The organism is Microbacterium sp. NPDC086615, assembly GCF_040686055.1.
GTDB lineage: Bacteria > Actinomycetota > Actinomycetes > Actinomycetales > Microbacteriaceae > Microbacterium.
In genome coordinates this window covers 1-19,940 of record NZ_JBFBJJ010000019.1, presented here as the reverse complement: position 1 = coordinate 19,940, position 19,940 = coordinate 1, and the positions used below count along the sequence as shown (strand labels likewise).

Below are 19,940 nucleotides of genomic sequence, written 5' to 3'. Positions count from 1 at the left end.
CACAGGAGGACGAAGATGTACCGACAAAGGCTGGAACTCACCGACCGTGTGGCGGTTGTGACGGGAGGCTCCCGCGGCATCGGGCTCGCGGTGGTGACCGCTCTCGAGGAGTTCGGGGCGATCGTCGTGATCGCCGACGTGCTCGACGAGGCCGGAACCGCCGCCGCGGGGTCGTTCGAGAGCGGGCGCGTGTCGTACGTGCACCTCGACGTCACGGACGCCGCCGAGGTGGAGCGCGTGTTCGCCGACGTGGCCGGTCGTCTCGGATCGGTCGACATCCTCGTGACCTCGGCCGGCATCGCCAACCACCAGCCGTCGCTCGAGCTCGAGCGAGAGACGTGGGACCGGGTTCTCGCCGTCAACGCGACGGGCACGTTCTGGTGCGCGCGCGAGGCCGCGCGGCACATGCAGGAGCGCGGCGGCTCGATCGTCGCGATCGGCTCGATGTCGGGTGAGCTCGCGAACGCGCCCCAGCGTCAGGCCGCCTATAACGCCTCGAAGGGGGCGGTGCACCTCGCCGTGAAGTCGCTCGCGATCGAGTTCGCCGAGCAGGGCATCCGCGTCAACGCCGTCGCCCCCGGCTACGTCGGCACCGAGCTGACCAAGGAGGGCGTTCCCGGCGATTGGTGGGACGACTGGGTGCGCCGCACGCCGATGGGCCGCCTCGGCGCCCCCGAGGAGATCGGCTCGCTCGTAGCGTTCCTCGCGTCGGACGCCGCGTCATACATGACCGGCTCGGTCGTGCTGATCGACGGCGGCTACTCGGCCTGGTGACTCGCGCCGCGCGGGGCGGGGGCGGGCGTTGCCGCGCGCGGGCGTTGCCGCGCTGCCCGCGCGTCACGCATAAACGCTGTTTGCGCGCATAAACGCGCTCTCCCTGTGTTTATGCGAGTGGATCGCGTTTATCGGTGACACGGGGTGCCGACCCGCGGTCCCACGCGTCACGCATAAACGCTGTTCGCGCGCATAAACGCGCTCTCCCTGTGTTTATGCGAGTGGATCGCGTTTATCGGTGACACGGGGTGCCGACCCGCGGTCCCGCGCCGGCGTCCAGCCGCCCCCGCGCACGGACGGGCGCTACCGCACGGGCGTTCTCGCGCAGGCGGTCCGGGCGCGCCACGCATAAACGCTGTTTGCGCGCATAAACGCGCTCTCCCCGTGTTTATGCGAGTGAATCGCGTTTATGGATGCGCCGCCGCGCCGCCCCGCGCCCGCCGCGCCGCGCCGCCCCGCGCCCGCCGCGCGCATCCGCCACCCCGTCGCGCCGCTCCGCGCGCTCGCGCGCAGGCGCTTCCGCGCCACGCATAAACGCTGTTTGCGCGCATAAACGCGCTCTCCCCGTGTTTATGCGAATGGATCGCGTTTATGGGCGACCCGCCGCGCCGCCTCCGCGCCGCCTCCGCGCCGCGCCGCCCCGCGCCCGCCGCGCGCATCCGCCACCCCGTCGCGCCGCCCCGCGTCACTCCAGAAACGCCACCGGCAGCGCGGCGACGGGCAGACCCGAGTCGGCGATCAGCCGCTCGATCGCGTCGTGCTGCGCGTCGGGGGCGGTCACCTGCACCTTTTCGACGCCGTCGATCGGCGTTCCGCCGCCCCCGAACGCGAAGTACGTGACGTCGTGCTCGTCGATGAGCGTCGTGAGCAGGGCGTGGTACCCCGCGGCTTCGTCGGGGCCGATCTCCACGCCGAGCCGCGGACCCGAGACCTCGACCGGCATCTCGGGATCGACTCCCGCGGCCGCGCGCAGCGTGTCGGCGTGAGCGACGAGGGGGAGGAGTTGCGCCCCGACCTCCTCGGGGCGCCCGTCGAGCGACGAGAGCGCGAAGCGCTCGGCATCCCAGATCGCCGCTTGAATGACGCTCCCCGGGGCGACCCGGAAGATCTCGGATGCCACGGCCTCCAGGTCGAACCCGAACGCGGGGCATCCCCGCACGGCGTCGGCGTACGCCGAGACCCGGGTGGCTCCGGCGCCTTCGAGGTCGAAGCCCCACTCGACGGCATCCGGATAGGCGGTGTCGCAGGCGATCTCGCGGACCTCCGGGAACGCGGATGCCTCGGCCGTGACCTGCACCCAGGACGAGGGATTCGCGAACAGCGGCGCCTCGACCCAGCGCTGCTTCTGCACGTCGGACACACCGGGGACGGCCGCGATCTCCGCGGTCAGCGCGTCGAACGCGGGGTCGGGCCGGTCGAAGCGCGTCTCGTCGATCATCCAGCCGAACACCACCACGGCAGCGCCGCCGACGGCGATCGCCCCCACGACGGCGGCGGCGATCCCGATGCGGGCACGTGTGGTCACCGGCATCCGTCGACCTCCCTGTCGTCTCGCGGCGACCGTAGTGCGGTCGGGTGAACGAGGGGCGAACGCGCCGCGGCGTCAGGCTCCCGCTGTCGCTTCGCTACCGCGCGAGCGTGCGTGGCGGACGAAGAGCACTCCCGCGCGAAGCGCCGCGCCGACCGCGAGCAGGATCAGGACGACGGATGCCACGAGGCCCGCGACGATCACGACGAAACCGCCGGGCCGCTCGTCGTAGTAGTACGTGGAGTACTGCTCATCCCACACGAGGAACTCGGCCCCGTACGCCATCGCGCCGTTGTACACGACGGGGACCAGCAGTAGCAGAAGGGCGCTCAGACCGGCCCACGCAAGAGGCTTCGACATGGCCGACACGGTAGCTGCGTTCGGTGTCCGTCGGGTGAACCGCGAGAGGGCAGCGCACCGCACGCATAAACGCGATCCACGCCGATAAACGCGAGCAGAGCGTGTTTCTGTGCGCGGATCGCGTTTATGCCCGAGTGGGCCCCCGCAGGCTGCGGATCGCCGCGCCCCCAGCGCGGCGCCCCAAGCGCGGCGCCCCCAGCGCAGCGCCCCCCAGCGCAGCGCGCCTCAGCGCAGCCCCGCCCTCAGCCCAGCCCCGCCCTCAGCCCAGCGCCACCCGCACCTCGTGCCTCCCCGCCTCGACCCGGCGGCGGAGTCCCGGCAGCTCGATCTCGGCACGCATGCCGATCGGCACCTCGCACGACAGCGTCACCGCGCCGTCGTCGACCAGCCACTGCACCGACAGCTCGCCGTACGGCGTCCGTACGGCGGCCGAGGCCGACGACAGCGCCGTCCCGAGGACGCTCGGAGCGATCCGCGCTTCGCGCCATCCCGGCGAGACCGCCTGCAGCCCGGCCACGTCGGCGTAGAACCAGTCCTCGACCGTGCCCAGGAAGTAGTGGCCGCGCGAACGCGACTCCTCTTTCCAGTGCTCCCAGAGCGAGGTCGCCCCCTGCTCGACCCAGAAGCCCCAGCTCGGGAACGTCGTCTGCAGGGCGACCGCGACCGCGACGTCGGCGTGGCCGAAACGCGTGAGTTGGGGGAGCAGGTGCTTGGTCGCGAGCGCACCCGTGGACAGGTGGTGCCCGCGGTCGACGACGTCGGCGGCCAGGCGGTCGGCCGCGCGCTGCCGGTCCCCGGCGGGAAGGATGTCGAAGGCCAGGGCCAGAGTCGTGTGCGCCTGGCGATACCCGGCGTCGTCCCGTCCGCGCACCTCGGCGGTCTCGGCATCCCAGAACTCGGCGACGAACGCGGCACGAGAGGCCGCGGCGGCCCGCTCCCACTCGCCCGGATCCTCGCCCAGCACACGCGCGATCGCGGCCGCCGTGTCGCACATCGCGATGACGAACGCCGTGGCGGCGATGCGGGTGTCCTCCGGCGCGTTCCCGCCGCCCGGGTCGGTCTCGGGGCTCACCCAGTCGCCGAGGGTGGTGTCGAAGAGACCGTCGACTCCCCGCTCGAGCTCGAAGCGCAGGTAGTCACGCGCGTCGGGCCACACGTCGGCGAGCACCCGGTCGTCGCCGCGCAGCTGGTAGACGTCCCACGGCACGAGCAGAAGGGCTGAGTGCCACGTCGGTGCGGGCGTCCAGTCCATGCTCCAGCCGCCGTGCGGGGCGATCACCTCGGGTGCTCCCTGACCGTGACGGGATGCCGCGATGTCGGCGACCCACTTCGCCAGCAGCTCGTGCGTGTCGAGGTTGAGAAGCATCATGCGGGCGCCGACCATGCCGTCGCCGGTCCACCCGTTCTTCTCGTACTTCGGCGTATCGGTCGGGATGCCGTGCAGGTTGTTGAGGATCGTCCGCACCGTGAGCTCGTGCAGGGTGTTCAGCATCGGCGACGACGTCTCGAAGCGTCCCGTCCGCTCGGCGCGCGTGTGGACGACCCGCGCGCGAAGGGTGGGCAGGGACCGGGCGCGCACCTCGACGTGCTGGAACCCGTGCCAGGTGAATCGCGGATGCCACCGCAGCGGCCGATCCGCCAGGGTCACGCGATCGGTCTGGAAACGTCCGTCGAAGTACCCCTTCTCGTCGTCGGAGTTCGGCGTCCCGTCTGCGCGGAGGCTCTCGCCGAACCGCAGCTCGATCTCGGCCCCCGGATCCGCATCGGCGTCGACCTCGACCCAGCCGGCGATCACGCGGGGGAAGGAGACGACCCAGCGGCCCTCATCGAGCTGCGTCACTCGCGTCGGTTCGAGCGTCTCGCCCTCGACGATCGGAGGCTGACGCTGCGGCACGGGGACGCCGCGCGGCCCCTCGACCTCACGGGCCGAGACCCACGCGCGGTCGTCGAACCCGGCGGTGCTCCACCCCGGCTGCTCGAGGCGCGCGTCGTAGTCCTCGCCGGCGTAGAGATCGTCGAAGCGGGTCGGGCCCGCGGTGGTGGTCCACGCGGGGCCGCTCACGACGACGTGCTCGCCGCGGCCGTCGCGCCACACCAGCAGCACACGCGCCGAAGGATCGGCGTGCCAGGGCGCTGTCTCCCAGTTCCAGGTGTTGCGGCCGCGCATGCCGTAGAAGCCGCGACCGAGTTCGACGCCGATCGCGTGGCGACCGGGGGTCATCCGTTCGGTGACGTCGACGACCGTGTACTGCGCGCTCACCTCGTAGTCGGTGAAGCCGGGCCCGAGAACGCTGTCGTCGGGGGCGATGCCGTCGATCTCGACGCGGGCGAGACCACCCGCCCCGACCACGAGATACGCCTCGTCGGGGGTGGCATCCACCTCGAACTCGGTGCGCAGCAGCGGAGCGGCCGCGCCGTCGTCCGCGGCACCGATGAAGGTCGCGCCGCGCCAGTCGCCGTCGGTGGCGGCGGTGACGAACGTTCCCGTCGCGACCGCGTCGCCGGCGGTCGTGGTGACCACCACCGTCCACTCGTGGCGGCGGAGCGGGGCGAGCGGAGCCCCCTCGTAGGCGATGTCGACGCTGCGGTCGGACGCGACGGGTCCGCTCCGCCACCGCGTCTCGGTGCCGGTGCGCACGCTCAGGCGGTAGGAGAGCTGCCGGACGCCGTCGATGTCGGAGCGCAAAGTCCAGCCGAAGCGGGGCGATGCGGGGACGCCGACCGGGTCGACGGCGTGCTCGACGGTGAGGTCGGTGACGGAGATCATGCGGCGTCTCGCAGTTCGCGGAGTTCGGGGGCATCGCCCCAGTGGCGGTCGAGGGCGGCGTCGACGTCGGGATGCTGCGCGAGGAAGGCGGCCAGGGCCACCGGTCGGTCCTGCGGGCGCGTCTGCTTCTGGTTGATCTCGCCGAGCAGGCTCCACCGCCGGTCGCCGCGCTCCACCGGCTCGGCGAAAGCGCCGATATAGGAGGTGTAGTCGAACACCTCGACCGTGTCGCCGACCTGCACGACACCGAGGCGAAAGTCGGCGCACATGAACCACGTCACCGTCTCTCCCGCGCGCGACGCCTGCACGCCGCTGCCGCTCTGCTGCAGGAGGTAGGCGAGATCCTCGTTGTCGGCGTGCCGGGCGCGCCACTCGTCGCCGAACCGGCTGATCGTGGTCACTTCGAGATCGTTCCACTGCTCGCGGAGGCCTCCGAGCCAGCCCGCCCAGGCGTCGAGCGTGGTGGGGTCGTGCGCGAGCCCGCGCGCGACCTCGCTGATCTCGTAGTTCACCGTGAGCCATCCGAGGCCGTTGCGCGCGACGTTGCGCTCGTTCAGGTGCGCCTCGCTCGTGGCATCCAGTTCTCTCAGCGCGTCCGCGCGCGGCAGACGGTGCAGCGTCTCGATCGGACCGAGGCCGAGCCGTGAGTTGTACTCGGACGACATGCCCGCGGTGCGCGCGGCGACGAGGTCGACCGTCCAGCCGTCGAGCTGCACCGCGTCGATGCGATCGTCGCCGCGGCCGGGCACGAGGAAATGGTTGCGGGAGGGGTAGTAGGGGTACGCGAGCGAGCCGTCGCCGTCCTGCAGGTCGATGTCGAACTGGCTCCAGATGTTGCCCTGAACGGTGCGGATGCCGAGATCGCGCGCACCCGCGATGTTCGCGGCCGAGAGGAACCCGGCGACCAGCGCCGTGGTCGGGCGGTCGAAGTGGGTGTGGAGCAGGTCGACCGCGTCGGAGATGTCGCGAGCGACCTCGTCGCGGGTTCCGTAGAGGTTGGCGAAGAAGCCGCCGGGGACGAACGTGATGTCGTCGCCGTGCTCGGCGGCGAGACGCGCGAGCGTGCGGCGGATGTCGCGGTAGCGCGGGGAGTCGTCGGTCAGAGCGCCCCACGAGAGTGCCCATGTGAGAGAGGCGTCGGGGACCGCACTGCGCACGGCGTCGGAGAAGCGCTCGACGAGGGCTGCGGAGTGGAGTTCGGTCTCGTTCTCCCAGAGGGAGGTGTCTCTCGTCGCCTCGATCTGGTGGCGGCGGACGATGGTGTTGATGGTCAGTCGTCGGCCGAGTGGCGGGCGTGTCTGCATGGGGCCTCACCCTATCCGCCGACGCCCGCGTTTGCGTAGTCACACTAGCAATAATTGGGCGATGGGGTGCCGTTATGCATTCGATATGGGTAAATGAACCAATTTTGTGTAGTCTTGCTACCGACACCACGTTCCGCGGAAAGGGCCGCGCGACGATCGACGGAGATGAGGGAGTGGCCATGACGAAGTGGCTGAGGCACACGGCGGTAGCGGCGGTCGCGTTGACCACCGTAGGCGCGCTGAGCGGCTGCGCGGGAGGTGCCGGCGGCGGTCCCACCGAGCTCAGCTTCTTGATGTGGGGAGACGGCGGCGACACGCAGAAGGCGTACGAAGACGTCATCACCGAGTTCGAGGCGGCGAACCCCGACATCACGATCAACGCCGAGTTCTTCAACACGAACGACTACGACAACATCCTCAAGACCCGCCTCTCCGGTGGGGCCGGCCCCGACATCTACGGTTTCGACCTCGGCAACATCGACACCTTCGTCGCGGACGGTTTCGCAGCAGACCTCTCGCAGGGCGGCGAGAGCTACCTGTCGAAGCTGACCCCCGAGGCCGCGAAAGACAGCCAGCGCGCCGGCGGCACCTACAACCTGCCGATCTCGCTCTCGGGCAACGGCATCATCTACAACAAGGCGCTGTTCGAGAAGGCGGGTATCGACGCCCCGCCCACGACCTACACCGAACTGCTGGCCGACTCGAAGAAGCTCTCGGACGCCGGGATCATCCCCTTCGCGATGAGCGCGCAGGACAACTGGTGGCCGCAGTTCATCGTGTACTACGCCCTCGCCGAGCACGGCGCGAACGAAGAGCTCGGCGCCGAGATGGCCGCGGGCAAGACGACCTTCTCCGACAGCAAGGCCTGGGCCGAGTCGCTCGACGTCGTCAAGGAGCTCACGCCGTACTACATGCCCAACCCGGTCGGCACGAGCCAGACCGCCGCGCAGTCCGCCTTCCTCGGCGGGCAGGCGGCGATGTTCCCCGCGACGTGGATCCTGTCCGACGCCCGCGAGGCGGGCCTCGACCTCGGCTACATGAACTTCCCGACCGTCGACAAGCCGTCCGATGACATCTGGGGCACGTACCAGGTGCGGTTCGGCCTGAACCCGAACAACGGGGATGCCAAGCTCGCCGCCTCGCAGAAGTTCCTCGACTTCTTCCTCCAGGACGACACCTACAAGGCGTTCCTCGACAAGGTGAAGCTGTTCCCGACCACCAAGGACGTCGAGATCGGCGCTGACGTCGACCCGCTCTTCCCCGAGATGCAGGCCGCGTGGGAGGGCAAGACCTTCGTCGCCGCGTTCTCGCCCACCGACCCGAGCATCCAGGACGCTCTCCTGGTCGGGCTGCAGAACATCATCAGCGGACAGAAGAGCACCGAGCAGGTGCTGGGCGACCTCGACGCCGCCCTCGCGCAGTACCGCGCCAACAACGGTTGACCCCTTCGAACCGCCTCGCTCGGGAGTACCCGGGCGAGGCGGTTCCCTTTTCGAAAGACGGATCCCCCATGCCTCGTTCCCTCGCCCTGACAGCCACGACCGCGACCGCGCTGAGCGCCCTGGCCCTGGCATCCCTCACCGGATGCCAAGCCGCCTCGAGCGACACCACCACCCTCAGCTTCCTCATGTGGGGCGACGGCGGCGACACGCAGAAGGCCTACGAGAAGGTCATCGACGCGTTCGAAGCCGAGAACCCCGGCATCACGGTGAACGCCGAGTTCGTCAACACCAACGACTACGACAACGTGCTGAAGACGCGCCTGTCCGGCGGCGCCGGGCCCGACGTGTACGGGTTCGATCCGAAGAACCTCACCGATTTCGTCCGGGACGGGTTCGCCGCCGACCTGTCGGGCACCGACTTCTTCTCGCGTCTCGATGACGCCGCGGCGCAAGAGGCCCGCCGAGGAGCGGACGGGGATGCCGCGTACTCGGTGCCGATCTCGCAGTCGGGCAACGGCATCATCTACAACACCGCGCTGTTCGAGCAGGCGGGCATCGCCGAGGTGCCGCAGACCTACACCGAGCTGAAGGCCGCGGCCGAGAAGCTGTCCGCCGCGGGCATCACGCCGATCGCCATGAGCGCGCAGGACAGCTGGTGGCCCCAGTTCATCGCGTACTACGCGATGGCGCAGCACGTCTTCCCCGACGACCCGGGTGCGATCGAGGAGCTGCTCGCCGGAGAGAAGACCTTCGCCGACATCCCCGGCTACGCCGAGTCGCTCGAGGTCGTGAAGGACCTCGTTCCGGCCTACATGCCGGACCCGCTCGGGACGAACCAGTCGGCCGCGAAGTCGGCCTTCCTCAGCGGACAGGCGGCGATGTTCCCCGCGACGTGGATCCTCTCCGACGCGCGTGCGGCGGGGGTGGAGCCGGGCTACATGAACTTCCCGACCCTCGACGCCGACGTCGCCGACATGTGGGGGAGCTACCTGGTCGCGTGGGGGATCAACCCCGGCAACGATCGCGTCGACGCGGCCGAGAGCTTCATCGACTTCTTCTTCCAGGACGAGGTGTACACCGACTTCCTCACCTCGGTGAAGGCGTTCCCCACGACCGAGGGCATCGACGTCTCGGCGAACGACCCGCTCTTCCCCGACATGGTCGCGGCGTGGGAGGGCAAGACCTTCCGCCCCGTCGTGATCCCCGCGCACCCGCAGCTGCAGGAGACGCTCCTCGTCGGCATGCAGAACCTCATCGCCGGGCGCAGCGACGTCGACACGGTGATCGACGAACTCGACGCGACGCTCGTCGAGGTTCGCGCGAACGCCGACTGAGGCGCGACGGGTCGCCTGCCGCGTCGGTGGCCCGTGGCATCCCTCCCCTTTTTCGGGTTTGGGGCGTGTTTCTCCGTTCGGGGCGCGTGATTCTCCGCCCCAAACGGGAGAACGCGCCCCAAACCCGCGCGGGAGGGGATGCCATGCGTTTCGGGCGGTAGCGCAGCTACGCGAAACAGCGACGGCGGCGACGGATTCTGCATTCGCAGCGGCAGTATCGGCCAGAAGATGTAGTATGGCTACACAACGAGAACGAGGATGTGCTTGTGACCTCCCTGCTGACGATCACCGACGATCGCACCACCGCGACGTTCGACCCCGAGACGGGCGGACTACTTGCCCTCGACGGCGCGAACACCGGTCTCGCGCCCCTCGCCGGCGGGCGTCCGTCGCTGTTCGTGGTCGAGATTCCGCGGGGCGGCGACCGCACGGTCGTCGTCGAGACGGGTGCGCAGACGCTGGCGAACGTCGAGCGTGAGGGCGACGACGCGCTGCGCCTGGTGTGGCGCGATCCTGTGACCTCCGTCGGCGAGCGACTCACCGGAGAGATCGTCGTCGGTGCGCGCGTTTACGACGGGGCCCTGCGGCTGTCGCTGTCGTTCCACCTCGACTCCGGCGGCGTCGAGGCCGTGCGCTTCCCCTCGCTCGGCGGCATCCGTCCGGTCGAGGGAACGCTCGAGCTCCGCGGCGTCGACTACTCCACGGGCACGCGCGTGTCGCTGCTGCCGGTTTTCGACTCCAACGCCCCGTACTGGGGAACGCTGTACCCCGACTACGCCAGCGGCAACCTGCGCCCCGAGCTGGTGGGCACCCCGACATCGCCCTTCGTGGTGCTGGCGAGCGAGGCCGGCGGGATCACGGTGCAGCCGGCCGCGCGCACCCTCGACTTCATCGGGTGGCGGGCGAGCCTCGTGCCCGGTTTCGCCGACAGCCTGCGCCGCACCGCGGCGGACGACGCGGCCGTGACCCTCGACGCCATCCATTTCCCTGCGGCAGACGGGTCCGCCGCCGAGCTGCCCGAGATGGCCGTCGTCCCGTTCGCGGGGGAGTGGGAGCGCGGTCTCGACGCGTACCTTCCGACGCAGGATCCGACGCGGCGGAGCGCGGCATCCTGGCTCCGCGAGCCCCGCTCGTGGCTGCAGGTGCAGCTCATGTCGACCGAGGGCGAACCCCGGTACGACTTCGACGCGCTCGTCGACATCATCGAGGAGTGCGCGCGCGAGGGCATCGGCGCGATCCAGATCGTCGGGTGGAACGAGGGCGGCCAGGACGGTCTCGTCCCGCAGCACCGCCCGGCCGAGAAGCTCGGCGGTGAAGCGGGCCTCCGCCGCGCGCTCGACCGCGCGCGCGAGCTCGACGTCGCCACCGTGCTGTACGTGAAGTACGTGTGGGTCGAGAAGCCCGGGCCGCTCTGGGACGAGCTCGAGCCCTTCGTCTCGCGCGACCCGAACGGCCAGCCCTACGCCCAGCCCGGGCCGGTGTACCACTCGTCGCGCAAGCGCTACGGCATCAACACCCCCTGGTACGTGCCGCTGTGCTTCGGCGTCGAGGAGCTTCGGCGGCGCTTCGCCGACGAGGTCGCCGAGATGGCCGCGTGGGGGGCCGATGGCATCCTGGCCGATGAGTCGCTGTATCACGGTCGCGCTCTGCTGTGCTTCGCCGACGATCACGGCCACCCCGTGGGTGCCAGCGCGTTCACGTGGGATGCCGATTTCGTCGAGGACATCCGCGCAGGGCTCGGCGACCGCGCCGACACGTTCGTCATCGCCGCCGAGGGCGCGTACGACGACCAGTTCGCGCACTACGACGTGTCGTACTTCCGCAGTGCCTCGCCGACGCACCGCCCGCTCGGTCGCCAGCTGCGCCCCGACGCCCGCATCGTCACCGCCCTCACCGGGTTCGACGACCGCTCGATGGTCGCGCAGTGCCTCCTCTACGGCTACGCGATGAGCCTCGAGCCCTACAACTTCAAGGGGCGGCCGGGCGACATGCCCGCGACCGTCTCGCTCGCCCGACAGGCCGATGCCCTACGTGATCGCCACCGCGATCGCCTGTGGAACGGGCACCTCGTCGTCGATCACGACGTCGTCGCCCTCCGGCCGGACGGTTCCGTGCACGACCTCCTCACCGTGTGGGAGGGCGACGACGGTGCCCGCGCCCTCGTCGTGGCCAATCATGGCGACGAGGTGCTCTCCCTGCATCTGCGCGGTCTCGGCGACGCCGAGACCGACGACCTCGACGGGCTCCGCGCGCCGGTCTCGGACGGGCGCGTCGACGTGCCCGCCCGGAGCGTGACCGTCGTCCTCCCCTCTCTCGACTCGATTGGATCGCTATGAGCAGCACACGCGTCGAGGACCCGCGGGTCCTCGCCCTGGACGACCCCACCGTCACGCAGGCGGTGACGACGCGCTCGCTGAAGGCGCGCCTGTGGACGGGACGTTCCACCGCGGGCAGGTTCTGGATCGCCGTCGCTCCCGCGCTGATCCTCTACACCGTCTTCACGGTGTACCCGATGGGACAGGTGATCGTCGCGAGCTTCACCGATGCCCGCGGGTTCAACCGCGCGTGGGACTTCGTCGGTGCCGACAACTTCGTGCGCATCTTCTCGGGCGACCCCGTGCTCATGGAGGCGATCGGCAACACCGCGATCTACGGGTTCTTCAAGATCGTCGTGCAGACGATCCTGGCGTTCCTCATCGCCGTGCTCCTGCACCGCCAGCTCCGGCTCGGCAACATCTACCGCGCGATCTTCTTCGCACCGATGGTGATCTCGCCGGTGGCGATCGTGTTCACGTGGAGCTTCATGTACGACCCGACCACGGGAACGTTCAACACGCTGCTGCGCAGCATCGGGCTCGGCGGTCTCGCACAGGACTGGCTCGGCAACTACGACCTCGCGCTGTACAGCGTGATCCTCGTCGACCTGTGGAGCGGTCTCGGGTTCAACGTCGTCATCTTCCTCGCGGGACTCTCGACGATCCCGGGCGAGATCCTCGAGGCGGCCAAAGTCGACGGTGCGCGCGGGTGGAAAGCGATGCGCTTCATCACGATCCCGCTCATGATCCCCTCGATCGGACTCGTGCTCGTGCTGTCGATCAACGGTGCCCTGAGGGCCTTCGACACCGTCTACCTGATGACGCGAGGCGGACCGGGCAACTCGACACAGCTGTTCATGACCCAGGTGTTCCAGGAGGGCCTGGTGAACAACAACTTCGGCTACGCCTCGGCGATGGCCGTGCTGGTCCTGATCGTGCTGATCGCGATCGCGGCCGTGCAGAACAGACTCAACAACCGCGTCGCCGCCGAGGAGGGCAACCGATGACCACGCACGCGCCCGCGCGCTCACGCTTCGATTCCCGGTCGATGCTCCGCTTGGCCCGCCGCCTCCCGATCAACCTGCTGCTGATCGTCCTCAGCATCGCGATGATCTACCCGATCGTCATCATCGTCATCACGGCGTTCAAGCCGAACCTCGAGGTGCTGACGAACCCCACCGGGCTGCCGCAGTCTCCGACCTTCGACAACTTCGTCACCTCGTGGCAGGATGCCGGCTTCACCAACCTCTTCTTCAACTCGGTGCTGCTGACCGTCACGAGCATGACGATCGCCACGTTCGTCGCGGCCCTCGCGTCGTACGCGATCGTGCGCCAGGCCACGCGCATCGGCTCGGGCGTGTACCTGCTTCTCGCGGCGGGCATCTTCCTGCCGATGCAGCTCGCGCTCGTGCCGCAGTTCCGCGTGGTGCGCGATCTCGGCCTGATCAATAACTACGCCGGCGTCATCCTCATCTACATCGCGGGCGCCCTGCCGTTCGGCGTCTTCCTCATGGCGGCCTTCATGCGCCAGGTGCCGAAGGAGATCGTCGAAGCCGCGGTCATCGACGGCGCGGGCTACTTCACCCTCTTCCGCCGCATCTTCCTCCCGCTCGCCCGCCCCGCGATCGCGACCTTCTGGGTGCTGCAGGGCGTGGGCGTCTGGAACGACTACCTCGTCCCGCAGCTGCTGCTCACCGACCCCTCGAAGCGGACTCTGACCACCGGCGTGCTCTACTTCAAGGCGCAGTACCTCGCCGACTGGGGCAACATCATGGCCGCGGTGCTCATCATGAGCCTGCCGATCCTGCTGCTGTTCGTCTTCGCGCAGCGCTTCTTCGTCAGTGGCCTCTACGCCGGGGCGGTGAAGTGAGGGCATGAGCTCGCTCGACGATCGCGAGCGGGCGCAGTCGCTCGCCTCGCCGCTGTTCGGCGACCGGTGGGTGCAGGAGCACGCGACGCTTCCGGTGCTGGAGGTCGTCCCGGCATCCGTTCTTGACGGAGTCGGGCGAGCCCCGGATGCCGGGGCCCCGGCGCCGGCGACGGACGCACCGCCCACGCGCGAGACGGTCTCCCTCGACGGAGAATGGCTGCTCGCCGGCGCTCCCGCCGGCCGCGAGTTCGCGATCGAACGCTGGTTCGGCGGGCAGGCCCCTCCCGCGCCCGTGGGCTGGCACCGCCCCGACACCGACCGCTCGTCGTGGATCCGCGCGACCGTTCCGGGGACGGTTCAGGCCGCCCTCACCGCGGCGGGCGAGATCCCCGACCCGCTCCTCCACGACCACACGCACGCCGAGCTCACCGAGCACGGTGTGCCGCGAGAGTGGCCGTGGTACTTCCGTCGCACCCGCGTCGAGGAGCAGCAGTGGTGGTACGCCCGGCGTTTCGACGTGCCGGCCGAGTGGCGCGGGGATCGGGTGCGCCTGGCTTTCGACGGCGTCGATGACGCAGCATCCTTCTGGCTCAACGGCGAGCCGATCGCCCGGCACACCGGCATGTACGGCGGACCCGACATCGACGTGACGGCCCTGCTGCGCGGCGACGGCACCGACGAGATCGTCGTCCGCATCGACACGCCCCCGCGCGACTGGCACGGCGTGCTCAAGCCCTCGCCGGGGTGGGGGTGGCACTACGGCCACCTCATCTCGATCGGGATCTGGCGCGGCGTGCGCCTGGAACGGGTGCCCGACCTCGAGCTCGACGACCTGTTCGTCTCGACGGTGCACGCCGCCGAGGTGGCGGCGCGGATCCGGGTGCAGTGGGACCTGATCGCGCACACCGACGGCGGTCCCGCTCCGACGCGCGTCCGCGTGCTCGACCCCGAGGGCGCCGTCGTCGCCGACGTGACGGCGGAGACCGTGGCATCCCGAGGCACGTCCCGGCACGCGATCGAGATCGACGTCCCCGGCGCCCGGCTGTGGTGGCCGTTCGGCTACGGCGCGCAGCCGTTGTACCGCGTCGAGGCGAGCGTCGACGGGTCATCGCGCTCGACGAGTGTCGGCATCCGCACCGTCGAGATGCGGGCGCTGCCCGAGGTGTCGGGCGACGACGTCTACGACTGGCAGTTCGTGGTCAACGGGCGTCCGCTCTTCCTCAAGGGCGCGAACTGGTGCTTCACCGACCCGATGGCCCGACGCGGGTTCGATGTCGACCGACACATCCTCGACCTGTGCGTGCGTGCGAACCTCCAGATGCTCCGGGCGTGGGGCGGCGGGACGATCGAGAGCGACGCGTTCTACGACGAGTGCGACCGCCGCGGCATCCTGGTGCTGCAGGAGTTCCCGCTTTCGTTCGGACTCGACGCCACGGGAGCCACCCTCGCCGTCGTCGACGAGCAGGCGTCGCGGATCGTCCGGCGTCTGCGCACCCACCCGTCCCTGGTGATGTGGGGCGGCGGCAACGAGAACCCCGAGACCGTCTCGGGCGACGACCTGCTCACCGTGATCGGCACGCGCGTGCGGCAGTACGACCCGACGCGGCCTTTCCACCGCACCGACCCGTGGGGCGGGAGCGAGCACTACTACGGCGTCTATCACGAGGGGCAGCCGGTCGAGGCGTACGCGACGCACGTGCCGCCGGTGTTCGGCGAGTACGGGCTGTCGAGTCAGTGCGACCTCGACAGCATGGCGCGCTTCCTCGACCCCGCGCTGCTGGAGCAGTGGCCGCCGCCCGCGCACGGCGCGATCCTGCAGCACCAGGCGCAGTTCTCGCTGTTCGACCTCTTCAAGCAGGCGCGCTACGCGCACTACGGACCCCTCACCGACTGGGCGACGTTCGTGGAGTACTCGCAGCTCGCGCAGGGCGACGCGTTGCGCTTCGCCTCGGAGCGCCTGCGCGCGCACGCCGGCACGCGCACCTCGGCGTACTGGTTCTACAAGGTCGGCGAGGTGTTCCCGGGCGCCTCGTGGGCGATCGTCGACTACTACGGCCGGGCGAAGCTGTCGTACTACCGCGCGCGCCAGTTCGGCGCGGCACGCTCGGCGTTCGCGGTGTACGAGCGCACGTCGCTCGGCGCGGGCGAGACGTTCTCGGCCGAGGTGCACGCGGCGAACGACACGCCCTCGGGGCTGACCGGTTCGGTGAACGCCCGCCTCTACGACGCCCGGTTCGGCGTGATCGCCGAGCGGGCGGCATCCGTGGATCTGGATGCCGACGCCCACGCGCTCGCGTTCACGCTCGAGGCCGAGGCTCCCGACGCAGGTCCGCTGGTGCTCGCGGTGTACCTGCGCGACGCGCACGGCGAACGCGTCTCGTCGGCCTGGTACGCGCTCAACGCGCAGCCGAAGAGTGCCGAGGTGGCCGCCCTCGAGGCGGAGCCGCTCGACAGCCTGACCGACCGCCCGATCGAGGAGCTGCTCGCGCCCTACGCGACCGGACCGGCGCCGCTGAAGGAGCAGCCCCGCACACGGCTCGAGGCCCGCTTCGCGGGCGGGGCCCTGCGCGTACGCAACGTCGGCGACGTGCCCGCGCCGATCGTGCTCGTCGACGGATTCCCGACGGCGCCGGGCGCGTGGCTCGACGACAACGCCTTCGGCCTCGAACCCGGCGAGGAGCGTCTCGTCGCGTTCTATCTGGCGGGGGCGTCGTGGGACGACCCGCGCGTGCGGGCGTGGAACGCGGATGCCGTGGCGGTGACGTTGTGACGGTGCCCCGCATCCTCGCGACCTGCGGCGGGTGGGCCGACGCCTCGTGGGGCGACCTGGCCTTCGGCCCGCTGCTCCGGCACGCGCTCGATCTCACCGGCGTCGAGGGGCGCCCTCGGATCGTGTTCCTCGGCACCGCGGGCGGCGACCAGCGCATCGACGAAGGCCGCGAGCTCGCCGCGGCGATGGCGGCGGGCGTGGATGCCGTGCACCTGCGCCTCTTCGGACGCACGGTGCTCGACCTGGCCGAGGTTGTGCAGTCCGCAGACCTCGTGTGGACGGGCGGCGGCAGTGTGGTGAACCTCCTCGCGGTGTGGCGCGCGCACGGACTCGACACCGTGCTGCGCGCGGCGTGGGAGAGCGGCATCCTGCTCGCCGGCACGTCGGCTGGGGCGCTGTGCTGGCACACCGGCGGCCCCACCTCGGGCTTCGGCGAGGTCCGCACGATCCACGACGGCCTCGGCTTCATCCCCGGGTCGCTCGGGGTGCACTACGACTCGCAAGCCGAGCGACGGCCCGCGCTTCATCGCGCGATCGCCGAGGGCACGCTCCCCGGCGGCTTCGGTCTCGACGAGGGCACCGGGGTGCTCTACGAGGGGACCCGCGCGGTGGACTTCGTCACCGAGCTGCCCGGGGGCGCCGTGCATCGGGTCGACCGCGACGGGGACGGGGCGGTCGAGGAGGCCGTGCCGACGCGGGTGCTGTGACGCGCCGATCGCTGCGTCGAGAACAGGGAACGCTGCGAAAACAGGGCGTCTGCGCGCGGTGCGGCCTGTTTTCGTGGCATCCCCTGTTCTGGTGACGTCGGCGGGGACGCCGGTGCCCGGCCGCCGGGGCCGGTGTCGGAGGGCACCCGTAGCCTGTGGGCATGAGTGATCTGGTGACCGGGGCCGACGGTGTCGTGCGGTGCGCGTGGGCCGGCTCCGACGCCGAGTACCAGCGTTACCACGACGAAGAGTGGGGATCGACGCTGCGCGGCGACCGCCCCTTGTTCGAGAAGCTGAGCCTCGAGGGCTTCCAAGCGGGTCTCGCGTGGATCACGATCCTGCGCAAGCGTTCGCGTTTCCGCGAGGTGTTCCACGGCTTCGAGCCGGCCGCCGTCGCCGCCTTCGGCCCCGACGACGTCGAGCGACTGCTTCAGGATGCCGGCATCATCCGCCATCGCGGGAAGATCGAGGCCGTGATCGGCAACGCGACCATCGTGGCGGGCATGGCCGAAGGAGAACTCGACACCCTGATGTGGTCGTTCGCCCCCGCGACGCATGAGCCGCCGCGCACGTTCGCCGAGGTCCCCGTGGTGACGCCGGAGTCCACGGCGATGAGCAAAGAGCTGCGCCGTCGCGGCTTCCGTTTCGTCGGGCCGACCACGATGTACGCGCTCATGCAGTCCTCCGGCATGGTCGACGACCACGTCGCGGGGTGCTGGCGCGCGGCGGCCTGACGCCGCGGTCGCTCAGGCGGACCCGTCTTCCCGCTCCGCGTCGAGCTCTTTGAGGCGGCGCAGCTTCGACCAGGGCACGAAGGCGATCCAGGCGACGGAGGCGATCGACGCGCCCATGATCATCGATGAGATGTCCATGCCTCGACGCTAGGGAAGGGGCCGGTCCCGCGGATCCGTCGGGCGACGGAGATGTGCGCTCACCCGCTAGACTGGTTGACGGAGCTTTCGCTCCTCGCGTCGTCGAACGCACCGGCCCCTTTCTCTCGGGCCTTTGACCTTCACGGCGAACGGATGCGCCACCCGGCGCCTTCGCCCCTTGCAGCCGCAGCATCGCGGCATCCCGAATCGCCGTGTGCGCGTGCGCCGCGGCAGGAGTATTCATGACGTCCCAGACTTTCGCCGACCTCGGCGTGCCCGCCCCCCTCATCGCCGTTCTCGCCGCCCAGGGCAAGAACGAGCCTTTCCCGATCCAGGCCGACACTCTGCCCGACACCCTCGCCGGGCGCGACGTGCTCGGCCGCGGAAAAACCGGGTCGGGCAAGACCCTCGCCTTCTCGCTGCCGCTCGTCGCGCGTCTCGCCGCGAACACCGACCGCCGCCGTGGCCGCAAGCCTCGCGCGCTCGTGCTCGCACCGACCCGCGAGCTGGCCAACCAGATCGACGAGGTCATCAAGCCCCTCGCCGCGGCCTATGGTCTGGTCACCGCCACCGTCTACGGCGGCGTGAACCAGAAGCGCCAGGTCGACGCGCTCGCCGCGGGCGTCGACATCCTCGTCGCCTGCCCCGGTCGCCTCGAAGACCTCATCGGTCAAGGCTTCGCGAACCTGAGCGACATCGAGATCACCGTCCTCGACGAGGCCGACCACATGGCCGACCTCGGCTTCCTCCCCGGTGTCACGCGCCTGCTCGCGCGCACGCCCGCCGACGGGCAGCGCCTGCTCTTCTCGGCGACGCTCGACAACGGCGTGGACAAGCTGGTCAAGCGGTTCCTGCGCAACGAGGTGCTGCACTCGGTCGATGAGGCGCACTCGCACGTCGCCGCGATGACCCACCACGTCTTCGCGCCGGTCGACGCGGACGCCAAGAAGGACCTCGTGCAGACGCTCGCCTCGGGCACCGCGCGACGCATTCTCTTCATGCGCACCAAGCACCAGGCCAAGAAGCTCGCGAAGCAGCTGACCGCCTCGGGCATCCCCGCCGTCGACCTGCACGGCAACCTGTCGCAGCCCGCGCGTGACCGCAACCTCGCCGCTTTCGGCGACGGCCGCGCGAAGGTCCTCGTCGCCACCGACGTCGCCGCGCGCGGCGTGCACGTCGACGGCGTCGAGCTCGTTGTGCACGTCGACCCGCCCGTCGAGCACAAGGCGTACCTGCACCGCTCGGGTCGCACCGCCCGCGCGGGCTCGGCCGGCGACGTCGTCACGATCATGCTCCCCGAGCAGCGTCGTGACACCCTCGACATCCTCCGCAAGGCCAAGATCTCGGCCACCCCGCAGCAGGTCACCTCGACCTCGCCCGAGGTCGTCGCCCTCGTGGGCGAGGTCGCCCCGTACGTCAAGCCCGAGCCCGTCGTCGCGCAGCCGCAGGGCGGGGGCCGTTCGCAGGGCGCCAACGCGCAGCGCAAGCGCGCGGCGCGCGGCGAGGGCCAGCAGCCCGCCGGCCGCTCCGGTGGTCAGGGCGGCGGCGGTCGTCGTCGCGGCGCGGGTGCCGCGGCATCCGATGCTCCGGCCGCGGGGCGCGCTCCCCAGGGCGGTCGCGGCGGTCAGCGCTCCGGCGCGGGCCGCGGTCAGGGCGCGGGCGGCGCGCAGCGCGCCGGTGCGTCCGCCGGCCGTCCGCAGGGCGCCGGCCGCTCGGCATCCGGCACTCCCACGACCGGCATGGTCGTCGGCGCCCGCAACCCGCGCACGAACCGTCGCGCCCAGGGCTGAGTCTTCATCCGGTGCCCCGTTACTTTCTTCGTGATCCGTTCGGCGGCATGCTGAGCGGTGGCAGCCTGCCGGGCCTGGCATGGTTTTCTGCCCCCTGTCGCTCATGA

15 protein-coding genes are annotated in these 19,940 nt (G+C 70.5%); 10 read left to right on the top strand and 5 right to left on the bottom strand.

Going from position 1 to position 19,940, the window contains the following annotated elements; all coding sequences use genetic code 11:
* The first annotated feature begins 15 nt into the window (after positions 1–15).
* The gene (locus AB0O24_RS15935; RefSeq protein ID WP_307383040.1) at positions 16–774 is read left to right on the top strand and encodes an SDR family oxidoreductase; all 759 of its coding nucleotides are present in this window, start codon (positions 16–18) and stop codon (positions 772–774) included.
* 685 nt (positions 775–1,459) lie between these two features.
* Here AB0O24_RS15935 and AB0O24_RS15930 read toward each other — a convergent pair.
* The 4 genes from AB0O24_RS15930 to AB0O24_RS15915 form a co-directional block, all read right to left on the bottom strand.
* Positions 1,460–2,299 carry a hypothetical protein gene (locus AB0O24_RS15930; protein WP_363376268.1) on the bottom strand — a complete coding sequence of 280 codons (840 nt, stop codon included), beginning with the start codon at positions 2,297–2,299 and terminating at the stop codon, positions 1,460–1,462.
* A gap of 78 nt (positions 2,300–2,377) precedes the next feature.
* The gene (locus tag AB0O24_RS15925) at positions 2,378–2,662 is read right to left on the bottom strand and encodes a hypothetical protein (protein WP_363376267.1); all 285 of its coding nucleotides are present in this window, start codon (positions 2,660–2,662) and stop codon (positions 2,378–2,380) included.
* Between the two features lie 259 nt (positions 2,663–2,921).
* A complete protein-coding gene (locus AB0O24_RS15920) occupies positions 2,922–5,429 on the bottom strand; it encodes a family 78 glycoside hydrolase catalytic domain (RefSeq protein ID WP_363376264.1) in 2,508 nt (835 codons plus the stop codon).
* Positions 5,426–6,733, bottom strand: coding sequence for a DUF3863 domain-containing protein (locus AB0O24_RS15915; protein ID WP_275800812.1), 1,308 nt, complete (start codon positions 6,731–6,733; stop codon positions 5,426–5,428). The genes AB0O24_RS15920 and AB0O24_RS15915 overlap by 4 nt, the downstream gene beginning before the upstream one ends.
* 179 nt (positions 6,734–6,912) lie before the next feature.
* Here AB0O24_RS15915 and AB0O24_RS15910 point away from each other — a divergent pair, with 179 nt between their 5' ends.
* From AB0O24_RS15910 to AB0O24_RS15875, 8 genes are all read left to right on the top strand, one after another.
* Positions 6,913–8,175: an extracellular solute-binding protein gene (locus AB0O24_RS15910; RefSeq protein ID WP_363376261.1), complete on the top strand. Its 1,263-nt coding sequence runs from the start codon at positions 6,913–6,915 to the stop codon at positions 8,173–8,175.
* A gap of 68 nt (positions 8,176–8,243) precedes the next feature.
* Entirely contained in the window at positions 8,244–9,509 is a 1,266-nt protein-coding gene (locus tag AB0O24_RS15905) for an extracellular solute-binding protein (protein WP_363376258.1), read from the top strand.
* Positions 9,510–9,775: 266 nt separating this feature from the next.
* Complete coding sequence (locus AB0O24_RS15900; RefSeq protein WP_363376256.1) at positions 9,776–11,845, top strand: DUF6259 domain-containing protein; 2,070 nt, start codon at positions 9,776–9,778, stop codon at positions 11,843–11,845.
* The gene (locus AB0O24_RS15895; protein ID WP_275800816.1) at positions 11,842–12,831 is read left to right on the top strand and encodes a sugar ABC transporter permease; all 990 of its coding nucleotides are present in this window, start codon (positions 11,842–11,844) and stop codon (positions 12,829–12,831) included. Before AB0O24_RS15900 ends, AB0O24_RS15895 begins: the two co-directional genes overlap by 4 nt.
* The gene (locus AB0O24_RS15890) at positions 12,828–13,694 is read left to right on the top strand and encodes a carbohydrate ABC transporter permease (RefSeq protein WP_275800817.1); all 867 of its coding nucleotides are present in this window, start codon (positions 12,828–12,830) and stop codon (positions 13,692–13,694) included. The genes AB0O24_RS15895 and AB0O24_RS15890 overlap by 4 nt, the downstream gene beginning before the upstream one ends.
* 4 nt (positions 13,695–13,698) lie before the next feature.
* Entirely contained in the window at positions 13,699–16,464 is a 2,766-nt protein-coding gene (locus AB0O24_RS15885) for a glycoside hydrolase family 2 TIM barrel-domain containing protein (RefSeq protein WP_275800819.1), read from the top strand.
* 2 nt (positions 16,465–16,466) lie between these two features.
* Positions 16,467–17,171 carry a peptidase E gene (locus AB0O24_RS15880; RefSeq protein WP_275800820.1) on the top strand — a complete coding sequence of 235 codons (705 nt, stop codon included), beginning with the start codon at positions 16,467–16,469 and terminating at the stop codon, positions 17,169–17,171.
* Positions 17,172–17,332: 161 nt separating this feature from the next.
* A complete protein-coding gene (locus AB0O24_RS15875) occupies positions 17,333–17,905 on the top strand; it encodes a DNA-3-methyladenine glycosylase I (protein ID WP_275800821.1) in 573 nt (190 codons plus the stop codon).
* A 12-nt stretch (positions 17,906–17,917) separates the two neighbouring features.
* On the opposite strand, the gene AB0O24_RS15870 is transcribed toward AB0O24_RS15875, so the two are convergent.
* Positions 17,918–18,043 carry a hypothetical protein gene (locus AB0O24_RS15870; RefSeq protein ID WP_275044487.1) on the bottom strand — a complete coding sequence of 42 codons (126 nt, stop codon included), beginning with the start codon at positions 18,041–18,043 and terminating at the stop codon, positions 17,918–17,920.
* Positions 18,044–18,285: 242 nt separating this feature from the next.
* On the opposite strand from AB0O24_RS15870, the gene AB0O24_RS15865 reads away from it, so the two are divergent.
* Entirely contained in the window at positions 18,286–19,833 is a 1,548-nt protein-coding gene (locus tag AB0O24_RS15865; protein WP_275800822.1) for a DEAD/DEAH box helicase, read from the top strand.
* Positions 19,834–19,940 lie beyond the last annotated feature (107 nt).